The sequence below is a fragment of the Microbacterium sp. NPDC055599 genome, from assembly GCF_053618975.1.
Genome location: NZ_JBSHIM010000009.1, coordinates 1 through 16,165 on the forward strand (window position 1 = coordinate 1; position 16,165 = coordinate 16,165).

15 protein-coding genes are annotated in these 16,165 nt (G+C 71.5%); 8 read left to right on the forward strand and 7 right to left on the reverse strand.

Annotated features, from left to right (window positions below; translation table 11 throughout):
* Positions 1-125: 125 nt before the first annotated feature.
* The 3 genes from ACWGQ1_RS10160 (at position 126) to ACWGQ1_RS10170 (ending at position 1,998) form a co-directional block, all read left to right on the forward strand.
* Positions 126-689: an RNA polymerase sigma factor gene (locus ACWGQ1_RS10160; protein ID WP_136036703.1), complete on the forward strand. Its 564-nt coding sequence runs from the start codon at positions 126-128 to the stop codon at positions 687-689.
* Positions 676-1,413, forward strand: a complete 738-nt coding sequence (locus tag ACWGQ1_RS10165; protein WP_452312895.1) for an anti-sigma factor domain-containing protein — start codon at positions 676-678, stop codon at positions 1,411-1,413. Before ACWGQ1_RS10160 ends, ACWGQ1_RS10165 begins: the two co-directional genes overlap by 14 nt.
* Positions 1,414-1,479: 66 nt before the next feature.
* A complete protein-coding gene (locus ACWGQ1_RS10170) occupies positions 1,480-1,998 on the forward strand; it encodes a glycine cleavage system protein R (RefSeq protein WP_136036054.1) in 519 nt (172 codons plus the stop codon).
* A gap of 21 nt (positions 1,999-2,019) precedes the next feature.
* On the opposite strand, the gene ACWGQ1_RS10175 is transcribed toward ACWGQ1_RS10170, so the two are convergent.
* A complete protein-coding gene (locus ACWGQ1_RS10175) occupies positions 2,020-2,730 on the reverse strand; it encodes a FadR/GntR family transcriptional regulator (protein WP_136029435.1) in 711 nt (236 codons plus the stop codon).
* A 164-nt stretch (positions 2,731-2,894) separates the two neighbouring features.
* Here ACWGQ1_RS10175 and ACWGQ1_RS10180 point away from each other — a divergent pair, with 164 nt between their 5' ends.
* From ACWGQ1_RS10180 to ACWGQ1_RS10195, 4 genes are all read left to right on the forward strand, one after another.
* On the forward strand, positions 2,895-4,130 hold the full coding sequence (locus ACWGQ1_RS10180; RefSeq protein WP_452312896.1) for an aminotransferase class V-fold PLP-dependent enzyme: 1,236 nt from the start codon (positions 2,895-2,897) through the stop codon (positions 4,128-4,130).
* Positions 4,131-4,191: 61 nt separating this feature from the next.
* Positions 4,192-5,505, forward strand: a complete 1,314-nt coding sequence (locus ACWGQ1_RS10185) for an ABC transporter substrate-binding protein (RefSeq protein ID WP_247982292.1) — start codon at positions 4,192-4,194, stop codon at positions 5,503-5,505.
* A gap of 3 nt (positions 5,506-5,508) precedes the next feature.
* Complete coding sequence (locus ACWGQ1_RS10190) at positions 5,509-6,459, forward strand: ABC transporter permease subunit (RefSeq protein ID WP_452312897.1); 951 nt, start codon at positions 5,509-5,511, stop codon at positions 6,457-6,459.
* Positions 6,456-7,376: a carbohydrate ABC transporter permease gene (locus ACWGQ1_RS10195; protein WP_205812679.1), complete on the forward strand. Its 921-nt coding sequence runs from the start codon at positions 6,456-6,458 to the stop codon at positions 7,374-7,376. Before ACWGQ1_RS10190 ends, ACWGQ1_RS10195 begins: the two co-directional genes overlap by 4 nt.
* A gap of 61 nt (positions 7,377-7,437) precedes the next feature.
* On the opposite strand, the gene ACWGQ1_RS10200 is transcribed toward ACWGQ1_RS10195, so the two are convergent.
* Positions 7,438-8,451: an aldo/keto reductase family protein gene (locus tag ACWGQ1_RS10200; protein WP_136036085.1), complete on the reverse strand. Its 1,014-nt coding sequence runs from the start codon at positions 8,449-8,451 to the stop codon at positions 7,438-7,440.
* Between the two features lie 29 nt (positions 8,452-8,480).
* Positions 8,481-9,980 carry an aminotransferase class I/II-fold pyridoxal phosphate-dependent enzyme gene (locus ACWGQ1_RS10205; RefSeq protein ID WP_452312898.1) on the reverse strand — a complete coding sequence of 500 codons (1,500 nt, stop codon included), beginning with the start codon at positions 9,978-9,980 and terminating at the stop codon, positions 8,481-8,483.
* A gap of 19 nt (positions 9,981-9,999) precedes the next feature.
* Between ACWGQ1_RS10205 and ACWGQ1_RS10210 the strand changes: the two genes are divergently transcribed.
* Positions 10,000-10,473: a hypothetical protein gene (locus ACWGQ1_RS10210; RefSeq protein ID WP_452312899.1), complete on the forward strand. Its 474-nt coding sequence runs from the start codon at positions 10,000-10,002 to the stop codon at positions 10,471-10,473.
* Here ACWGQ1_RS10210 and ACWGQ1_RS10215 read toward each other — a convergent pair.
* From ACWGQ1_RS10215 to iolB, 4 genes are read right to left on the reverse strand one after another with little or no spacing between them, the layout of a single operon-like run.
* Positions 10,461-11,933, reverse strand: coding sequence for a DUF4407 domain-containing protein (locus ACWGQ1_RS10215; protein WP_452312900.1), 1,473 nt, complete (start codon positions 11,931-11,933; stop codon positions 10,461-10,463). The two genes, ACWGQ1_RS10210 and ACWGQ1_RS10215, sit on opposite strands and share 13 nt — an antisense overlap.
* Before the next feature lie 50 nt (positions 11,934-11,983).
* On the reverse strand, positions 11,984-13,273 hold the full coding sequence (rlmN, locus tag ACWGQ1_RS10220) for a 23S rRNA (adenine(2503)-C(2))-methyltransferase RlmN (protein WP_205828305.1): 1,290 nt from the start codon (positions 13,271-13,273) through the stop codon (positions 11,984-11,986).
* A 44-nt stretch (positions 13,274-13,317) separates the two neighbouring features.
* Positions 13,318-15,228 (reverse strand): 3D-(3,5/4)-trihydroxycyclohexane-1,2-dione acylhydrolase (decyclizing), encoded by a 1,911-nt coding sequence (gene iolD, locus ACWGQ1_RS10225; RefSeq protein ID WP_247637852.1) that lies wholly within the window; start codon positions 15,226-15,228, stop codon positions 13,318-13,320.
* On the reverse strand, positions 15,228-16,139 hold the full coding sequence (gene iolB / locus ACWGQ1_RS10230; protein WP_452312901.1) for a 5-deoxy-glucuronate isomerase: 912 nt from the start codon (positions 16,137-16,139) through the stop codon (positions 15,228-15,230). Before iolB ends, iolD begins: the two co-directional genes overlap by 1 nt.
* Positions 16,140-16,165 lie beyond the last annotated feature (26 nt).

Here is a 16,165-nt window from a genome sequence, read left to right on the forward strand (position 1 = left end):
TGGTCCTCATCACGTGCGGAGGACCCTTCGACAGCACGACCGGTCACTACCGCGATAATGTCGTCGCCATCGCACGGCCCGCCTGACCACCCGCACCCGACGCCCCGAACGGAAGGGAGGCGCGCATGACCTCCGCGGACGACCCCGACGACGAGACGCAGCTCAACGAGCGCTTCGTCCGGGGCGACGAGGATGCCCTCGCCGAGCTGTATCGGCGGTGGTCGCCGGTGGTGTTCACGCTCGCGTTGCGCTCCCTCGGCGATCGCGCCGACGCCGCCGACGTGACGCAGCGCACGTTCGTGTCGGCCTGGACGTCGAGAACGGGGTACGACCCGTCGAAGGCCCGCCTGAGCACGTGGCTGGTGACCATCGCACGGCGCCGCATCGCCGACATGCACGAGTCGCGGGCCCGCATCCAGCGGCTGCAGGAGGAGATGATGCGCGTCACCTCTCCCGACGATCTCGTCAGCGCACCGGTCGACCTGTCGCAGTCCATCCTGATCGCGAACGAGATGCGGCAGCTGCGACCCGAGGCGCGCGAGGTCATGCGGCTGGCGTTCTTCGACGACCTGACGCACGAGGAGATCGCCCGACGGCTGGACATGCCTCTGGGTACCGTGAAGAGCCACATCCGCCGGAGCCTCTCCCGTATGCGCGACCGATTGGAGGTCAACCGTGTCGCACCTTGACCCCGAGCAGCTCGCCCTGCTCGCGCTCGGCGAGCCGGTCGCCTCCGAGCGCGAGCGCGCACACCTCGACCAGTGCCGGGCGTGCGCCGCCGAGATCGCCGACCTCGCCCACGCGGCGGGTGTCGCGCGGTCGACCGTCGCCGACGCGGAGCTGGAGTCGCCGCCCGCCGACGTGTGGGCGCGCATGCACGACGAGCTGGGCCTGCCGGAGCGGCTCCGGGCCGACCCTCTCCGCCCGGCGGAACCGACAGCGGGCGAGCCGTCCTCCGCCCCACGCCCGCGGCGCAGAACCGCCGCCCGCTGGTGGGTGCTCGCCGCCGTCACGGTCCTCGTCGTCACCGTGGGCGTGAGCACGTGGACGGCGATCTCGGCCGCGCTCCGGCCGGTCACGGTCGCCACGGCGACGCTCGACCCGTTCCCCGACCACCCCGATGCGATCGGCACGGCGGAGGTGGACGAGGACCGCGACGGCGCGCGCACCCTCACGGTGTCGCTCGACGGCGAGGTCGGGTCGGAGGACTACCGGGAGGTCTGGCTCATCCGCAACGACGGGAAGGCGCTCATCAGCCTCGGCGTGCTCGACGCCGCGACCGGCGCATTCGCCATCCCCGCGAACGTCGACCTCGACGAGTACGACCTCGTCGACATCTCGTTCGAACCCGTCGACGGCGACCCTGCCCACTCGGGGAACTCCATCGTGCGCGGCACGCTCGACTTCAGCTGAGCGGAGCGCACGACGCCCGCGTCAAGGGGCATGTCCCGAACGCCGAACGCCCCCTACGCTGAGGCCATGACCACACTCATCCTCACTGTCGCGGGTGCCGACCGGCCGGGACTCGTCGCGGCGGTCGCCGACGTCGTCGACGCCCACGGCGGCAACTGGGAGAACAGCTCGCTGGCCGAGCTCGCGGGAACGTTCGCGGGCGTGATCGAGGTGTCGGTGCCGACCGACCGCGCGGGCGACCTGGAGACCGCGCTCCGGGCGATCCAGGGTCAGGGGCTCCTGACGCTGTCGGTGCTCACCGGGACCCGCGGCGTGGCGGAGGAGGACGAGGAGCGGCTGCTGGTGATGCAGGTGCTCGGCAACGATCATCCCGGGATCGTGCGGGAGGTGTCGGCCGTGCTGAACGCGCACGCGCTGAGCATCGAGGAGCTCGCGACCGAGACCCGCGATGCGGCGATGGCGGGCGGACGGCTGTTCGAGGCGTCGGTGATCGCGAAGGTGCCGCCGACGGTCGACCTCGACGCACTGCGGGCCGACCTGGAGCGACTCGCGACCGAGATCCAGGTCGACATCACCCTCGGCTGAGCGGACCCCGCCGGCGCGCACTCAGGCGGACGGCGTCTCCGCGGTCGGGACGTCGTCGAGCCCGGAGTACCGCCGCACCCAGTACTCGGTGTACGCGACGTGCGCGGATGCCGCGGCCGACGCGGCGACGGGATCGGCGGCGGCGAGGCCCCGCAGGATCGCGCGGTGCCCGGCGTCGGAGTGCACCTTGAGCTCCGCGGCATCGTCGGGCTCCGAGATGCGGTACGCCCGGGAGCGGGAGCGCAGCACGTCGATCAGGCTGGTGAGGGCCTCGTTGCCCGCGACCGCGGAGATGCGCATGTGGAACTCGTGGTCGAGGCGTGACTGCGCCTCGAAGTCGGTCGTGGCCTCGATCTCGTCCAGCACCGCGGCGAGCGCCGCCACGGTGTCCGCGTCGATGCGGGCGGCCGCGAGTGCGGCGGCGTGGGGTTCGAGCACCCGGCGCAGCTCGGTCAGCTCCAGCACTCCCGCCATGGGCAGCAGCCCGACGGTGAGGGACAGACTGCCGATGAGGTCGGCCGCGCGCAGCTCGCTGACGTAGCTGCCCGAGCCGTGGCGCGTCTCCAGCACGCCCAGCGCCGCGAGCGTGCGGATGGCCTCGCGCAGCGATCCGCGGGAGACGCCGAGCCGTTCGCACAGCTCCCCCTCGCTGGGCAGGCGGTCGCCGGGGCGCAGCGCACCGTCGGCGATCAGCGCCCGCAGGCCGTGCAACGCCGTGTCGAGTGCGCTCATCGTCATCCTCCCTGACACCCCCGCCCCTCGTGCAGTCTGTCGGAACCGCTCCACGCGACAAACTCGTATGACAACTATGTTTCATCTTCGCGGATTCGTAGCCAAAATCGGGGCCTTGTGGCAAAGTTGTGCAACAACTCGCCCCCACTCATCGATGAGGTCCGATGCCCGCTCCGCTGTTCCCCCCTCCGCTCACGCTGAACTCCGGCCTGCGAGCGCGCGACGCCTGGCCTCTCGACCCCGCGGTCGTGCACCTCAACCACGGGTCGTTCGGCGCGGTGCCGTCGGTCGTGGTCGCACACCAGGACGCCCTGCGTCGCCGCGCCGACCTCAGCCCGGTCGAGTGGTTCCCCCGCATCGCCGAGCGCGTGCAGGACGCCAGGGAGCGCACCGCCCCGTTCGTCGGCGCCCGGGCGGACGACAGCGTCTTCGTGCCCAACGCCTCCGCCGCGGCGACCGTCGTGTACAACGCGCTGCGACTCGAGCACGGCGACGAGATCCTGGTGACGGATCAGGGCTACGGCGCGATCACCATGGGGGCGGAACGCCTCGCCCGCCGCTTCGGGGCGACCGTCCGCACCGTCGCCCTCCCGCTGCTCGCGCCCGACGACGAGATCGTGCAGCTGTTCGCCGACGCCCTCACCCCGCGCACCCGGCTGATCGTCGTCGACCAGATCACCTCGCCCACCGCCCGCCTGCTGCCCACGCGCCGCATCGCCGACCTCGCGGCCGAGCGCGGCGTGCGCACCCTCGTCGACGGCGCCCACGCCCCCGGCCTGATCGCCGACGCCGCCGCGGTCGCGGGCGGCGACTGGTGGTTCGGCAACCTGCACAAGTGGCCGTGCGCCCCCCGCGGCTCGGCCCTGCTCGTCACGGCAGCACCCGACCGCGACGAGCTGTGGCCGCTGATCGACTCGTGGGCCGCCCGCGAGCCCTACCCCGGGCGCTTCGACACCCAGGGCACGATCGACGCCACGACGTACCTGGCCACCCCCACCGCGATCGAGTTCATCGAGGCCGAGTTCGGGTGGGAGCACGCCCGCGCCGCGATGGCCGAGCGCGCCGACGCCGGAGCCGAGCTGATCGCCGAGGCGCTGCGCCCGTACGGCGACGAGGACCCGCTCACACCGCTGCCCTCCCCCGTGCCGTCCATGCGCCTGATCCGCCTGCCGCTCGGGCTCGGCGCGACGCGCGAGGAGGCCGACGCGCTGCGCATGGACCTGCTCGACGAGGTCGGCGTGGAGACCGCCTTCACGAGCTTCCGCGGGGTCGGCTACTTCCGCCTCTCCGCGCACCTCTACACCGAGGCCTCCGACGTCGAGGCGTTCGTCGAGCGCTGCATCCCCGCGATCCTGCGCCGCGCCGGCATCCGCCCCGCCGACGCCCTCATCCTCCCCTGACCACCCGCACGACCCGACCCACCCGAAACACACCCACCCATCCCCCACCGAGAGGCACATCGTGAAGAACAAGATCTTGACGACCGCAGCGGGAGTCGGCACCGTCGCCGTCCTCGCACTCACCGGCTGCTCCGGAGGCTCCGGCTCGTCCGGCGGCGACGGAGACGTCACCCTCCAGATGGTCGAGAGCCTGACGAACCCGGCGCGCACCGAGCTCATCCGCGGGCTCCTCGACGAGTTCGAGAAGGAGAACCCCGACATCACGGTGAACCTGGTCTCGCCGCCCACCGAGCAGGCCGACCAGAAGATCCAGCAGATGCTCCAGTCCGGCAAGGGCGTCGACGTGCTCGAGGTGCGCGACATCACGGTCGGTCCGTTCGCCAACAACGGCTGGCTGTACGACCTCGGCCCCGACCTGAAGAAGTGGGACGGCTGGGACGCGCTGACCGACAACGCCAAGTCCGCCGGCGTCGCCGAGGACGGCAAGAGCTACTTCGTCCCGTACGGCTTCTACGGCCTGTCGCTGTTCTACCGCACCGACCTCGTGGAGAAGGCGGGCTTCGACGGCCCCCCGCACAGCTGGAAGGACCTGCTGGAGCAGGCGTCCGCCATCCAGGATCCGTCGAACAACATCTACGGCTACGCGTTCCGCGGCGGCCAGAACGCCAACAGCAACGTGGTCGCCGCGATCGAGGCGTACACGATCGACGGGCTCGACACGGAGGACGCGTTCCTCATGGAAGACGGCTCGACGATCTTCGCCGCTCCCGAGGCGCAGGATGCGGTCGACGACTACTTCGACCTGTTCAAGAAAGCCTCGCCGCCGTCCGCCGTCTCCTGGGGCTACCCCGAGATGGTCGCCGGCTTCACGAACGGCACCACGGCCTTCCTGCTGCAGGACCCCGAGGTGATCGCGACCGTGCAGGACTCCTCGCTCACCGAAGACCAGTGGGACACCGCTCCGCTGCTCGTCGGACCGTCGGGCAAGGCCGCGCAACCGCTCGCCGTCGCCGGCTGGGGTGTCGCGAAGAACAGCGAGCACACCGAGGCGGCGGTGAAGCTGGTCGAGTTCCTGTCTTCGGCCGAGCCCGCGACCGAGTTCGCCCAGGCCAACAGCCTCGTGCCGATCATCGCCGCCGCGGCCGACGACGAGTTCTACTCCACGGGCCCCTGGACCAGCTACGTCACCATGACCGAGGACCCGGACACCTACGTCAACGTGCGCCAGCCGCGCGGCGTGAGCTGGTGGACCGAGTGGATCCAGAAGTCCGACCAGGACGTGCAGAGCGTGCTGCTCGGCACCATGTCGACGAAGGACCTGCTCGCCTCGTGGGATGCGTTCTGGACCGAGAAGTACGCCGCGGAGAAGGGCTGACCCGTGGCCCGCACCATCCGTGAAGGGGGCTCCGTCGGCACTGCCGGCGGGGCCTCCCCGGCACGCGGACGGCGTCGGCCGTTCCGCGGCCGTCACGCCCTGACGCTGCTGGCGTTCCTCGCCCCGGCGATCGTGTTCGTCTGCTGGTTCACCTACTGGCCCATGCTGCAGGGCGCCCGCATGGCGTTCCACGACTGGAACCTGTGGGACCTCACGTCGACCCCGTTCGTCGGCTTCGACAACTTCCTCGCCGTGTTCCGCGACCCGGCGTTCCCGACAGTGGCGTGGAACTCCGTGCTGTGGGTGGTCGGCTCGCTCGTGCCCCAGCTCGTCATCGGCTTCCTCATCGCGCTGGCCCTGCGCAAGCGGTTCCGCTTCCGCGGGCTCTACCAGGCGCTGGTGTTCTTCCCGTGGGCGGTGTCGGGCTTCCTCATCGGCATGCTGTTCCGCTGGATGTTCAACGCCGAGTTCGGCGTGGTCAACGACCTGCTCATGAAGGCCGGCCTCATCGACGCCCCGCTGCCCTGGCTGGCCGACCCGAAGCTGGCGATGTTCGCCGTCATCGTCGCGAACATCTGGTACGGCGTGACGTTCTTCGCGATCATGATCCTCGCGGCACTCCAGTCGGTGCCCGACGAGATGCTGGAGGCGGCGAGCCTCGACGGCGCCAGCAAGGTGCGGCAGCTGTTCTCGATCATCATCCCGTACATCTCGATGACGCTGCTGCTGACGATCCTGCTGCGCGTGATCTGGATCTTCAACTTCCCCGACATCATCTACGCGATGACGAACGGCGGCCCGGCCAACCAGACCCACATCATCACGACCTGGATGATCAACTACACGCAGCAGGGCAACTACGGCATCGCGAGCGCCATCGGGCTCATCGTCGTGGCGTTCCTCATGGTGTTCTGCGCCTTCTACCTGATGGCGATGCGGAGGGTGCAGCGATGACCATCACCTCGACCACCCGGACCGGTTCCTCGATCACCGAGACCCGTCGGATCACGGTGCCCGACCCGAAGGCCGCTCCGCGACCGAGGCCGCGGGTGACCGTCGGCGGTGTCGTGCGCGTGGTCGGGCTGGCCCTGTGGCTCCTGATCACGCTGTTCCCGCTGTACTGGATCACGCTCACCGCGTTCAAGTCGCCGGGGACCATCAACCGCTTCCCAATCGAGTACTGGCCGAGCGAGCCCTCGTTCGACAACTTCACGAGCCTGTTCGAGAAGAGCTCGTTCGGGGTCTTCCTGGCGAACTCGGCGATCGTGGCGGTGTCGGCCGGAGCCGTCGCGACGCTCATCGCCCTGCTCAGCGCCTACGTGCTCGCGCGCTTCGAGTTCCGCGGCAAGGGGGCGATCCTCATCGCGTTCCTGCTGACGCAGATGATCCCCGCGTTCATCGCCCTCGGCCCGCTGTACTCGATGATGACCGACCTGGGCCTCGTCGACACCAAGCCCGGACTCATCCTCGTCTACATCGCGATCTGCATCCCGTTCTCCACCGTGATGCTGCGCGGCTTCTTCGAGAACGTGCCCGACGCGCTGGAGGAGGCGGCGATGATCGACGGCTGCTCGCGCCTGGGAGCCCTGTTCCGGGTGCTGGTGCCGGTCATGACGCCCGGCATCATCGCGGCGTTCATCTTCAACTTCGTCAACTGCTGGAACGAGCTGTTCCTGTCGGTCGTGCTGATGAACACCGACGCGAACCGCACCGTGCCCTCGGCGCTGAACGGCTTCATCTCCACGTTCAACATCGACTGGGGCTCCATGTCGGCCGCGGCCGTGCTGACGATCCTGCCGACCATGGTGATGTTCGCCCTCGCCAGCCGCTGGATCGTGCAGGGCCTGACGGCCGGCGCCGTGAAGGAGTAGCCCGCGCGCGGACGAAGGCCCCCTCGCGCCCATCGCGGGAGGGGGCCTTCGCCTGCCCCGGTCAGACCAGGCGGCTCTTCGGGGACACGGAGTACGTGTGCTCGGCGTCGCGGTTCACCGTGTCGCCCAGGGCCTCGTCGATCGCGGACAGCGTGTCGGCGTCGAGCGTCACGCCCGAGGCCTTGACGGTGTCGGCGAGCTGCTCGGGCCGGGAGGCGCCCACCAGGGCCGCCGCCACGTTGGGGTTCTGCAGCACCCACGCGATCGCGAGCTGCGGCATCGTGAGCCCCGCCTGCTCGGCGATCGGCTTGAGACGCTGCACCGCGGTGAGGATGTCGTCCTGCAGGAAGCTCTGGATGAACCCGGCCCCGGAGTTCTGATCGGTCGCGCGCGAGCCCTCCGGCACCGGCTGCCCCGGCAGGTACTTGCCGCTGAGCACGCCCTGCGCCATCGGCGACCACACGATCTGCGAGATGCCCAGCTCCTCCGACGCGGGCACGACCTTGCCCTCGATCACGCGCCACAGCATCGAGTACTGCGGCTGGTTCGAGATGAGCTGGATGCCGAGCTGCGTCGCCAGCGCGTGACCCTCGCGCAGCTGCTCGGCCGTCCACTCCGAGACGCCGATGTAGAGCGCCTTGCCCTGCCGCACGACGTCGGCGAACGCCTGGAACGTCTCCTCCAGCGGGGTCTCGTAGTCGAAGCGGTGCGCCTGGTACAGGTCGACGTAGTCGGTGCCGAGGCGCTTCAGCGAGCCGTTGATCGACTCCATGATGTGCTTGCGGCTCAGGCCGGTGTCGTTCGGGCCCTTCGGGCCGGTCGGGAAGTAGACCTTCGTGAAGATCTCGAGCCCTTCGCGGCGCTGGCCCTCGAGCGCCTTGCCGAGCACGACCTCGGCCGCCGTGTTGGCGTAGGTGTCGGCGGTGTCGAACGTGGTGATGCCGGCGTCGAGCGCCGCATGGACGGTCTTGACGGCCGCGTCGTCTTCGACCTGCGAGGCGTGCGTGACCCAGTTGCCGTAGGTGATCTCCGAGACCTTGAGACCACTGTTGCCGAGATAGCGATAGTTGACCATGGATCAACGCTAGTCCCGGCGGCGGACGCTCAGGCCGGTCGGCCGAGGGATTCCCGATACTCGCCCCACGCCGCGCCCAGGCGGCGCACCCCTTCCGCGAGCACGTCATCGGGCGCCGTGAAGGGCAGGCGCACGTGGTCGTCGGGGGCCGTGGGGGACGCGGCGAAGGCGGCGGTGCCGGCGATCGAGACGCCGTGGGTCGCCGCGACGCGGGCGAGAGCCGACGCGGACCCCCGGGGGAGCGCGGCCCACAGCGCCAGTCCGCCCCGCGGCGCCACGTACGTCCAGTCGGGCAGGTGCTCGGCCATCAGGTGCTCCAGCAGCCGCAGCCGCTCCCGATGCACGCGGCTGTTGGCCCGCCGCAGCTCGTCGGCGTGCGCGATGAGGTCGAGCGCGAGCAGCTGACCGGGCACGCTCGTGGACTGGTCGGCGAGCTGCCGGGCGCCTCGCAGACGCCGCACCAGCACCGGGTCGGCACGCAGCCACCCGATCCGCAGCCCCGCCCACGCCCACTTCGACACCGACTCGACGACCATCACGGGGGCGTCCGGTCGTTCCGAGGCCAGCGTGGGCGGCACGACCCCGTCGAACGAGATCCCCGCGACGACGCGGTCCTCGATCACCGGCACACCGTACTGCGCGGCGAGCTCGGCCACGCGGTGCCTGGCCGCGGCGGGCAGGCGCGTGCCCGTGGGGTTCTGGTGGTGGGGGTTGAGCGCCACCAGCACGGGGCGCAGCCGGGCCATCGCCTGCTCCAGCGCGACCACGTCGAGGCCGTCCGCGCCCATCGGCACCCCCTGCACGGTGCCGCCGCGCAGCCCCACGCTGTCGGTCACCCCGGGCCAGGTGATCTCCTCGGCGAGCACGATGTCGCCCGGCTCGACGAGCGCGTTCACCACGAGGCTGATCGCCTGCTGCGCGCCGTGCGTCACCAGGATCTGCTCGGGCGTGGTGGGCGTGCCCTCCGCGCGGTACATCTCGGCGATCAGCTCGCGCAGCACCGGGAGCCCTGCGGGGTCGGTCTCGGGCAGCAGCGCGAGGTCGAGACGCGGCTGATGGTCGCGGATCAGCTGCACCCCGAGCTCCGGGATCTGCGGCACCGTGCGCAGAAGGTCGATCGTGTTCGGCACCGCGGAGAACAGGGCCTCGCCGCGACCGGGACGCGCAGGGGCGGTGGGGGCACCGGTCCCCGCCACGCGGGTGCCGCTCCCCTGCCGCCGCTCCACGAGCTCCTGCTCCGCGAGCACGGCGTAGGCGGAGACGACCGTGCCGCGCGACACCGACACCGCGGACGCCAGGGAGCGCTCGGCCGGCAGCCGGTCGCCCGCGCGGAGCTCGCCACCCGCGATCAGCGCCGAGATGCCGCGCGCGAGCCGGGTCGCCAGCGTTCCGTCGCCGTGGGTCCAGCGGCCGAGCCGAGCGGCCAGCCCCTCGGTCGACACCTCGCCCGCTCGCACCAGCGGAGTCGCGCGATCCCGGGCCGATCCGTGGTCCATCGGCGCCGCATTGGCCCTGTCATCCGTGTCCATGTGACCCGATTCTGGACCAATGGACACCTCCACCACCACTCTCACGCCGGATCTGGGGCCAATCCCCGCGGATTGGACCATCGACCGGTTGCTCGCTCACCTCGCCGACGACCGTGCGCTCGACGACCCCGCGCTGGTCGGCCCCCTGCGCCGCCTCGACGCCGCGATCACGGGGAGCGACGGCGGGCGGCCACTCGCCGCGATCGTGCTCGTCCGCTCCCTGGTCCTCGCCGTCGCCGCGACGCCGGCCCTCCGCGCGCGGACCCTGCACGACGTGCTCGCGTCCGCCCGCGCGCGCGGTGCCGGGGTGCCGCGCGACGCCCGGGCCCCGCACGACGCCCCTGCGCATCGCCCCGCCGCTGCCGCGGACACGGGCACCGCGGGGCCGTTCACGGCACCGGGCTCCCCCGCCGGCGCACGGACCCCCGTGCGGGACGCGGATCCCTCAGCCACCGCGGGGCGCGCGAGCGGGCGCGAGCGTCAGGTGGCCTGAGCGCCCGGGGTCGTGACGATGTCGGCGCGGTCGCGGAAGCCCTCGGCCGTCACCCGGTCGAGCGCCACCTGCTTGCGGATCGCGACGGCCTTCTCGTACAGGCTCGGGTCGCCGTAGCTCGTGAGCACCTTCACCAGCACCGGCAGCAGCTCGATCATGAAGAACAGCGCGGCGATCAGGATGTGCGCCCACAGGATGGCCGGCTCCTTCTCGCTGAGCCGGTTGAGTCCGCTGATCTGGCTGAGCAGCCCCACCGCACCCGCGTTGCCCTGCGCGACCGCATCCGCGCGGGCGTTGTACGCGGCGAGCGCCTGGTCATACGTCTCGCGCGCGGCCGGAAGCTCGTCCTTCGCCTGCTGGCGGTTCTGCGTCTCGGAGGTCGAGGTGTTCTCCTTGGCGGCGGTGCCGGCGGCCGCGAGCTCGTCGTTGGCCGTGCGCAGCTGGGCGGCCAACGCGTCGTAGGTCTGCTGCGCCTCGGCGAGCTGGGCCTGCGCGGCCTGCGAGCTCGCGCCCTCGCCGTTCACCCCGGTGCACCCGGGGACGGTGCCAGCGCCCTCGCCCGTCAGCTCGCACTGGTAGAGCACGCGCGCCTGGTCGATCACGGCCTGCTGCGCGGTCATCTTCGCGGTGAGGTCGTCGACCGTGGCCTGCGCGGCCGACTCGCTGGCGGACGACGAGTCGGTGCCCGCGACGATCCCGGTCGCCGCCTGGTTCTCCAGCTCCGAGACCCGCTCGGAGGCGGCGTCGAGGGCCTTGCGCTCCGGGCCCGATTCGAGCGCCTCCTGATCGGACTGCGCCTGGACGATGTTGGTCGCGGCGACCTCGCGAGAGATGTCGTTGTGGAAGATCTGCAGCACGAGCGGCTCCGCCACGACGAAGCCGATGATGGCCGCCATGATCACCCGCGGGATCGCCAGCCCGATGAGCTTCCACACGTTCCTGGTCGAGGTCATGGTCGAGGTGAGGAACCGGTCGAGGTTGAAGATGATGAGCGCCCACACCACCGCGAGCGGCACCGCGAGCCAGATCGCGGCCTGCACACCCGTGGTCAGCGCGAACAGCATCGAGATCGCGGACACGAGTGCGGTGCCGGCGAGCACGAAGAACATCTGCACGAAGCGGGGCGTCTCGCCGGGCACGCGGTCGAGGATCTCGCCCTCCGCGCCGCCGAGGATTGCGAGGGCGCGGAGTCGCTCGGCGGCCGTGCGGCGACGACGGGGCGGGCGGGCGCGACGCGCGCGGGCCGGCTGCTCCTCGGTTGCGGCATCGACGTCGGCGTCCTCCGTCGTCCGCACGGACTCGGCACGCTCCGGAGCGTCGACGAAGGGGTCGGGGTCGGGTCCCGTCGGCTCGAACTCGCGCAGGAAGTCGAGGTCATCCGTCTCGGCGTTCGGGTCGCCGTCGAGGATGATCCGACCCTGCGAGTCGAAGCGACCCGGGCGATGGGCGGAATAGGGCATCCGGACAGGGTACGAAGCCCGCCTTGGAGTCGCTCTCAGGAAAGCCCTGATCAGGCCATCGCGGCGGCGGCGGCCTCGTCCTCGGTGGTGGCGACGAGCTGACCGCACGCCCCGTCGATCTCCTTGCCGCGGGTGTCGCGGAGGGTGGTCGGGATGCCGGCGTCGTTGAGGCGGCGCACGAACTCGTCGGTCACGTCACGCTCGGACGAGGTCCAGATCGACCCGGGCGTCGGGTTCAGCGGGATCGGGTTGACGTGCACCCAGCCGCGACCGCGCTGGTTGAGCTTCTCGGCCAGCAGGTCGGCGCGCCAGGCGTGGTCGTTCATGTCCTTGATGAGCGCGTACTCGATCGACACGCGGCGGCCGGTCTTGGCGTAGTAGTCGTAGGCGGCGTCGAGGGCCTCGTCGACCTTCCACCGCGAGTTCACCGGGATGAGCTCGTCGCGCAGGTGGTCGTCGGGCGCGTGCAGCGACAGCGCGAAGGTGACCGGGATGTTCTCGTCGGCGAGCTTCCTGATCGCGGGCACGAGGCCGACCGTGGAGACCGTGATGCCGCGGGCGCTCATGCCCAGGCCGTCGGGCTGCGGCGCGACCATGATGCGCACCGCATCCATCACGCGCTTGTAGTTCGCGAGAGGCTCGCCCATGCCCATGAAGACGATGTTCGACACGCGCTCCATCGAGTGGTCGTCGCGCTTCTTGCCGCCCAGCTCGCCGTTCGCGATCGCCCGGTTCGCCCGCACGATCTGCTCGATGATCTCGGCGGTCGACATGTTGCGGGTCAGCCCGGCCTGGCCGGTCGCGCAGAACGGGCAGTTCATGCCGCAGCCGGCCTGGCTCGACACGCACAGGGTGATGCGGCCGGGGTAGCGCATGAGCACCGACTCGACGAGCGCGCCGTCGTGCAGGCGCCACAGGAACTTGATCGTGTCGCCACGGTCGGTCTCCAGCCGGCGCACCTCGGTCATCAACGGCGGGAGCATGCCCGCGACCAGCTCGTCGCGGATCCCGGCGGGGAGGTCGGTCATCTCGGCCGGGTCGGACGTGTAGTGGCGGAAGTAGTGGGTGGCGAGCTGCTTGGCGCGGAAGCCGGGCAGCCCGAGCTCCTTCACCTTCGAGATGCGCTCGGCCGGGGTGAGGTCGGCCAGGTGCACCGGCGGCTTGCCGCGCTTGGGGCTCGCGAACTGCAGCAGCGGACGACCCTCGGCGTCTTTCTTCTGCGTCCAGCCCTCGGTCGCCGGGCGCACCTGGGGGGCACGGGTCTCACGGATCGCCCCCGAGCGGGACGACGCGGGCGCTGCCTGGGGGCGCGTCTCGCGCGTGCGGGGGTTCTCAGTCATCCTTCCAGGATACCGGGGGCCGGGTGGGAGGCGGCTGGGCCGGATCAGCCGAGCAGCGGGCGCTGCGCCGTGCGCTGCTGCTCGTACTCCGCGCGGGCCCGCCGGGCGCTGTCGGTCGACGCGACCTCGGCGACCGGCACGTCCCACCAGCCCTCGCCGTCCGGCGCGTAGACCGTGGGGTCGCTCTCCACGTGGATCACGGTGGTGCGCTCCGCCGCCTTCGCCGCGCGCACCGCCGCCCGCAGGTCCTCGATCGCGGAGGGACCGGGGGCGACCTCGATCACGTCGACGCCGTAGCTGCGCGCGTTCATGGCGAGGTCGACCGGCAGCACGTCGCCGTGCTGGAAGCTGCGGGCCTGCGCGTCGTACCGGCGGTATTTCGTGCCGAAGCGCTCCGACCCGACCGTCTCGGACAGGTGCCCGATCGACGCGAAGCCCTGGTTCTGGATGAGCACCACGATGAGCTTGATGCCCTCCGCCACCGCCGTCGCGAGCTCGGAGCTGAGCATGAGGTAGGAGCCGTCGCCGACCATCACCACCACGTCCCGGTCGTCGCCCGCCGCCTCCAGCCCGCGCTTGACGCCCAGCCCGCCCGCGATCTCGTAGCCCATCGTGGAGAAGGCGTACTCCACGTGGTAGCCGAGCGGGTCGCTGACGCGCCACAGCTTGTGCAGGTCGCCGGGCAGCGAACCCGCGGCCTGCACGATCACGTCACGGTCCGCGACCTCGGCCCGCACCGCCCCGATGATCTCGGGCTGCCCCGGCAGGTCGCGGCCGGTCGGGGCGAGGGCGGCGTCGACCGTCGCGTCCCACTCCCGCTTCTGCGCGGCGGCCTCGTCGGCGAGCTCCGTGCGCACGCGGGTGCCGCGCAGCTCGGCGGTCAGCGCCTCCAGCGCCTCCCGGGCGTCGGCGATCACCGGCAGCTGCGTGCCGTGCTTGTAGGCGTCGAACGGGGCCACGTTCACGTTCACGAACACCGCGTCGGGGTGCTGGAAGGCCGACCTCGACGCCGTCGTGAAGTCGCTGTACCGCGTTCCGACGCCGATGATCACGTCGGCCTGGGCCGCGAGCCGGTTCGCGGCCGTGGAGCCGGTGGCGCCGACCCCGCCCAGATACTGCGGGTGATCCCACGGCAGCACGCCGCCGCCCGCCTGGGTCGTGCCGACGGGGATGCCGGTCGCCTCGACGAAGTCGCGCAGCGCGCCCTCCGCCTCGGAGTACAGCACACCGCCGCCCGCGATGAGGAACGGCCGCCGGGCCCCGCGGATCGCGGCGACCGCCCTGGCCAGGGGTCCGCGCTCGGGCAGCGGCCGGCGCACGTGCCACTCCCGCTCCTGCAGGAACTCGACCGGCACGTCCAGCGCCTCGGCCTGCACGTCTTCCGGCAGCGCGATCGTCACGGCCCCGGTCTCGGCCGGATCCGTGAGCACCCGCAGCGCGGCGAGCGCCACGGAGAACAGCTGCTCCGGCCGCTGCACCCTGTCGAAGAACACCGACACCGGGCGGAAGGCGTCGTTGACGGTGAGCCCGATGTCGTGCGGTCGCTCCAGCTGCTGCAGCACCGGGTCGGCGACGCGCGTGGCGAAGGTGTCGCTGGGAAGCAGCAGCGCGGGCAGGCGGTTGGTGGTCGCCAGGGCCGCACCGGTGAGCATGTTCGTGGCGCCGGGGCCCACCGAGGCCGTGCTGGCGAACGTCGCGCGGCGGCGGTGCATCCGTGCGAACCCGACGGCCTGGTGCACCATCGCCTGCTCGTTGCGCGCCTGGTGGTACGGCATCAGCTCCGGCTGCTCGAGGTGGTACTGCTGCAGCGCCTGCCCGAGACCGGCGACGTTGCCGTGCCCGAAGATGCCGAACATGCCGGGGATCGTGCGCTCGCGGTGCTCGCCGTCGACCGTCCACTGCTGCGCCAGGAACTCCACCAGCGCCTGGCCGACCGTCATCCGCCTCGTCCGCATCACTGCGCTCCTTCTGCTCGATAGGGAAGCCGCGGGTCGATGTCCTGCCCGCTCCAGCTGTCGCGCACCCACGCGTGCGCGGGGTCGTCGGTGATGAGCCACGAGCGCTCCGGGTCGGGGCCGGCCATCACGTTCAGGTAGTAGAGGTCGTAGCCGGGGGCGGCGACCGCTGGACCGTGATAGCCGTAGGGCACGAGCGCGACATCGCCCGTGCGCACCATCGCCGAGACGTCGATGTCGCCCGCGTCCGAGGAGTAGGTGGCGAACATCCCGAACGCCGCGTCGGACGACGCCGCCTGCCCGCCGTCACGCGCGGGCGCGGCCTCGAAGTAGTAGATCTCCTCCAGGCGCGACTCCCGCCCCGGCACGTGGGCGTCGTGCTTGTGCGGCGGGTACGACGACCAGTTCTCCGCGGGAGTGAGCACCTCGCACACGATCAGGCGCTCCGCGTCGAGGGTCGCCGGGGTGCCGAAGTTGTGCACCTGCCGGCTCGACCGCCCCGCCCCGCGCAGCTCGACCGGGGTCTCATCGGCGCGAAGGTGCCGGGTGGGATGCACGACCGTCGTCGGGGCGGAGGCCACCGCGACCCGTCCGGTCCCGCGGATCACCGCGGTCGCGGCGCACGAGAGGTACAGCACGTCGGTGGGACCGTGGAACACGGAGGTCCGTCCGGCGAGGGTCGTCTCCGTCGTCGCGCCGCCCTCGGTGTGCGTCACCGTGAAGGAGCCCGCGAGCGGGACGACGATGCGCTCGACCCCGGACTCGGCGAGCGCGAGGCTCTCCCCGTCCGCGAGCACGCCCACGCACAGGCCCGTGTGCGCCCACCCCGGCAGCGCCTCGTCGACCACGCTCTCCCAGCCGTCGCGGCCGAGGGCACCGCGCGGGTGGAACCACGGATCGTTCGCGGTCATGGCGCCTCCTGTCGGTGTCGATCGGA

Excerpts from the sequence above, each read along its gene's own strand:
- iolB (WP_452312901.1), bottom strand. The coding sequence starts at position 16,139 with ATGACCGCGAACGATCCGTGGTTCCACCCGCGCGGTGCCCTCGGCCGC.
- ACWGQ1_RS10205 (WP_452312898.1), bottom strand. The coding sequence starts at position 9,980 with ATGGACACGGATGACAGGGCCAATGCGGCGCCGATGGACCACGGATCG.
- ACWGQ1_RS10180 (WP_452312896.1), top strand. The coding sequence starts at position 2,895 with ATGCCCGCTCCGCTGTTCCCCCCTCCGCTCACGCTGAACTCCGGCCTG.
- iolD (WP_247637852.1), bottom strand. The coding sequence starts at position 15,228 with ATGCGGACGAGGCGGATGACGGTCGGCCAGGCGCTGGTGGAGTTCCTG.
- ACWGQ1_RS10160 (WP_136036703.1), top strand. The coding sequence starts at position 126 with ATGACCTCCGCGGACGACCCCGACGACGAGACGCAGCTCAACGAGCGC.
- ACWGQ1_RS10215 (WP_452312900.1), bottom strand. The coding sequence starts at position 11,933 with ATGCCCTATTCCGCCCATCGCCCGGGTCGCTTCGACTCGCAGGGTCGG.
- ACWGQ1_RS10170 (WP_136036054.1), top strand. The coding sequence starts at position 1,480 with ATGACCACACTCATCCTCACTGTCGCGGGTGCCGACCGGCCGGGACTC.
- rlmN (WP_205828305.1), bottom strand. The coding sequence starts at position 13,273 with ATGACTGAGAACCCCCGCACGCGCGAGACGCGCCCCCAGGCAGCGCCC.
- ACWGQ1_RS10210 (WP_452312899.1), top strand. The coding sequence starts at position 10,000 with ATGGACACCTCCACCACCACTCTCACGCCGGATCTGGGGCCAATCCCC.
- ACWGQ1_RS10200 (WP_136036085.1), bottom strand. The coding sequence starts at position 8,451 with ATGGTCAACTATCGCTATCTCGGCAACAGTGGTCTCAAGGTCTCGGAG.
- ACWGQ1_RS10175 (WP_136029435.1), bottom strand. The coding sequence starts at position 2,730 with ATGAGCGCACTCGACACGGCGTTGCACGGCCTGCGGGCGCTGATCGCC.
- ACWGQ1_RS10195 (WP_205812679.1), top strand. The coding sequence starts at position 6,456 with ATGACCATCACCTCGACCACCCGGACCGGTTCCTCGATCACCGAGACC.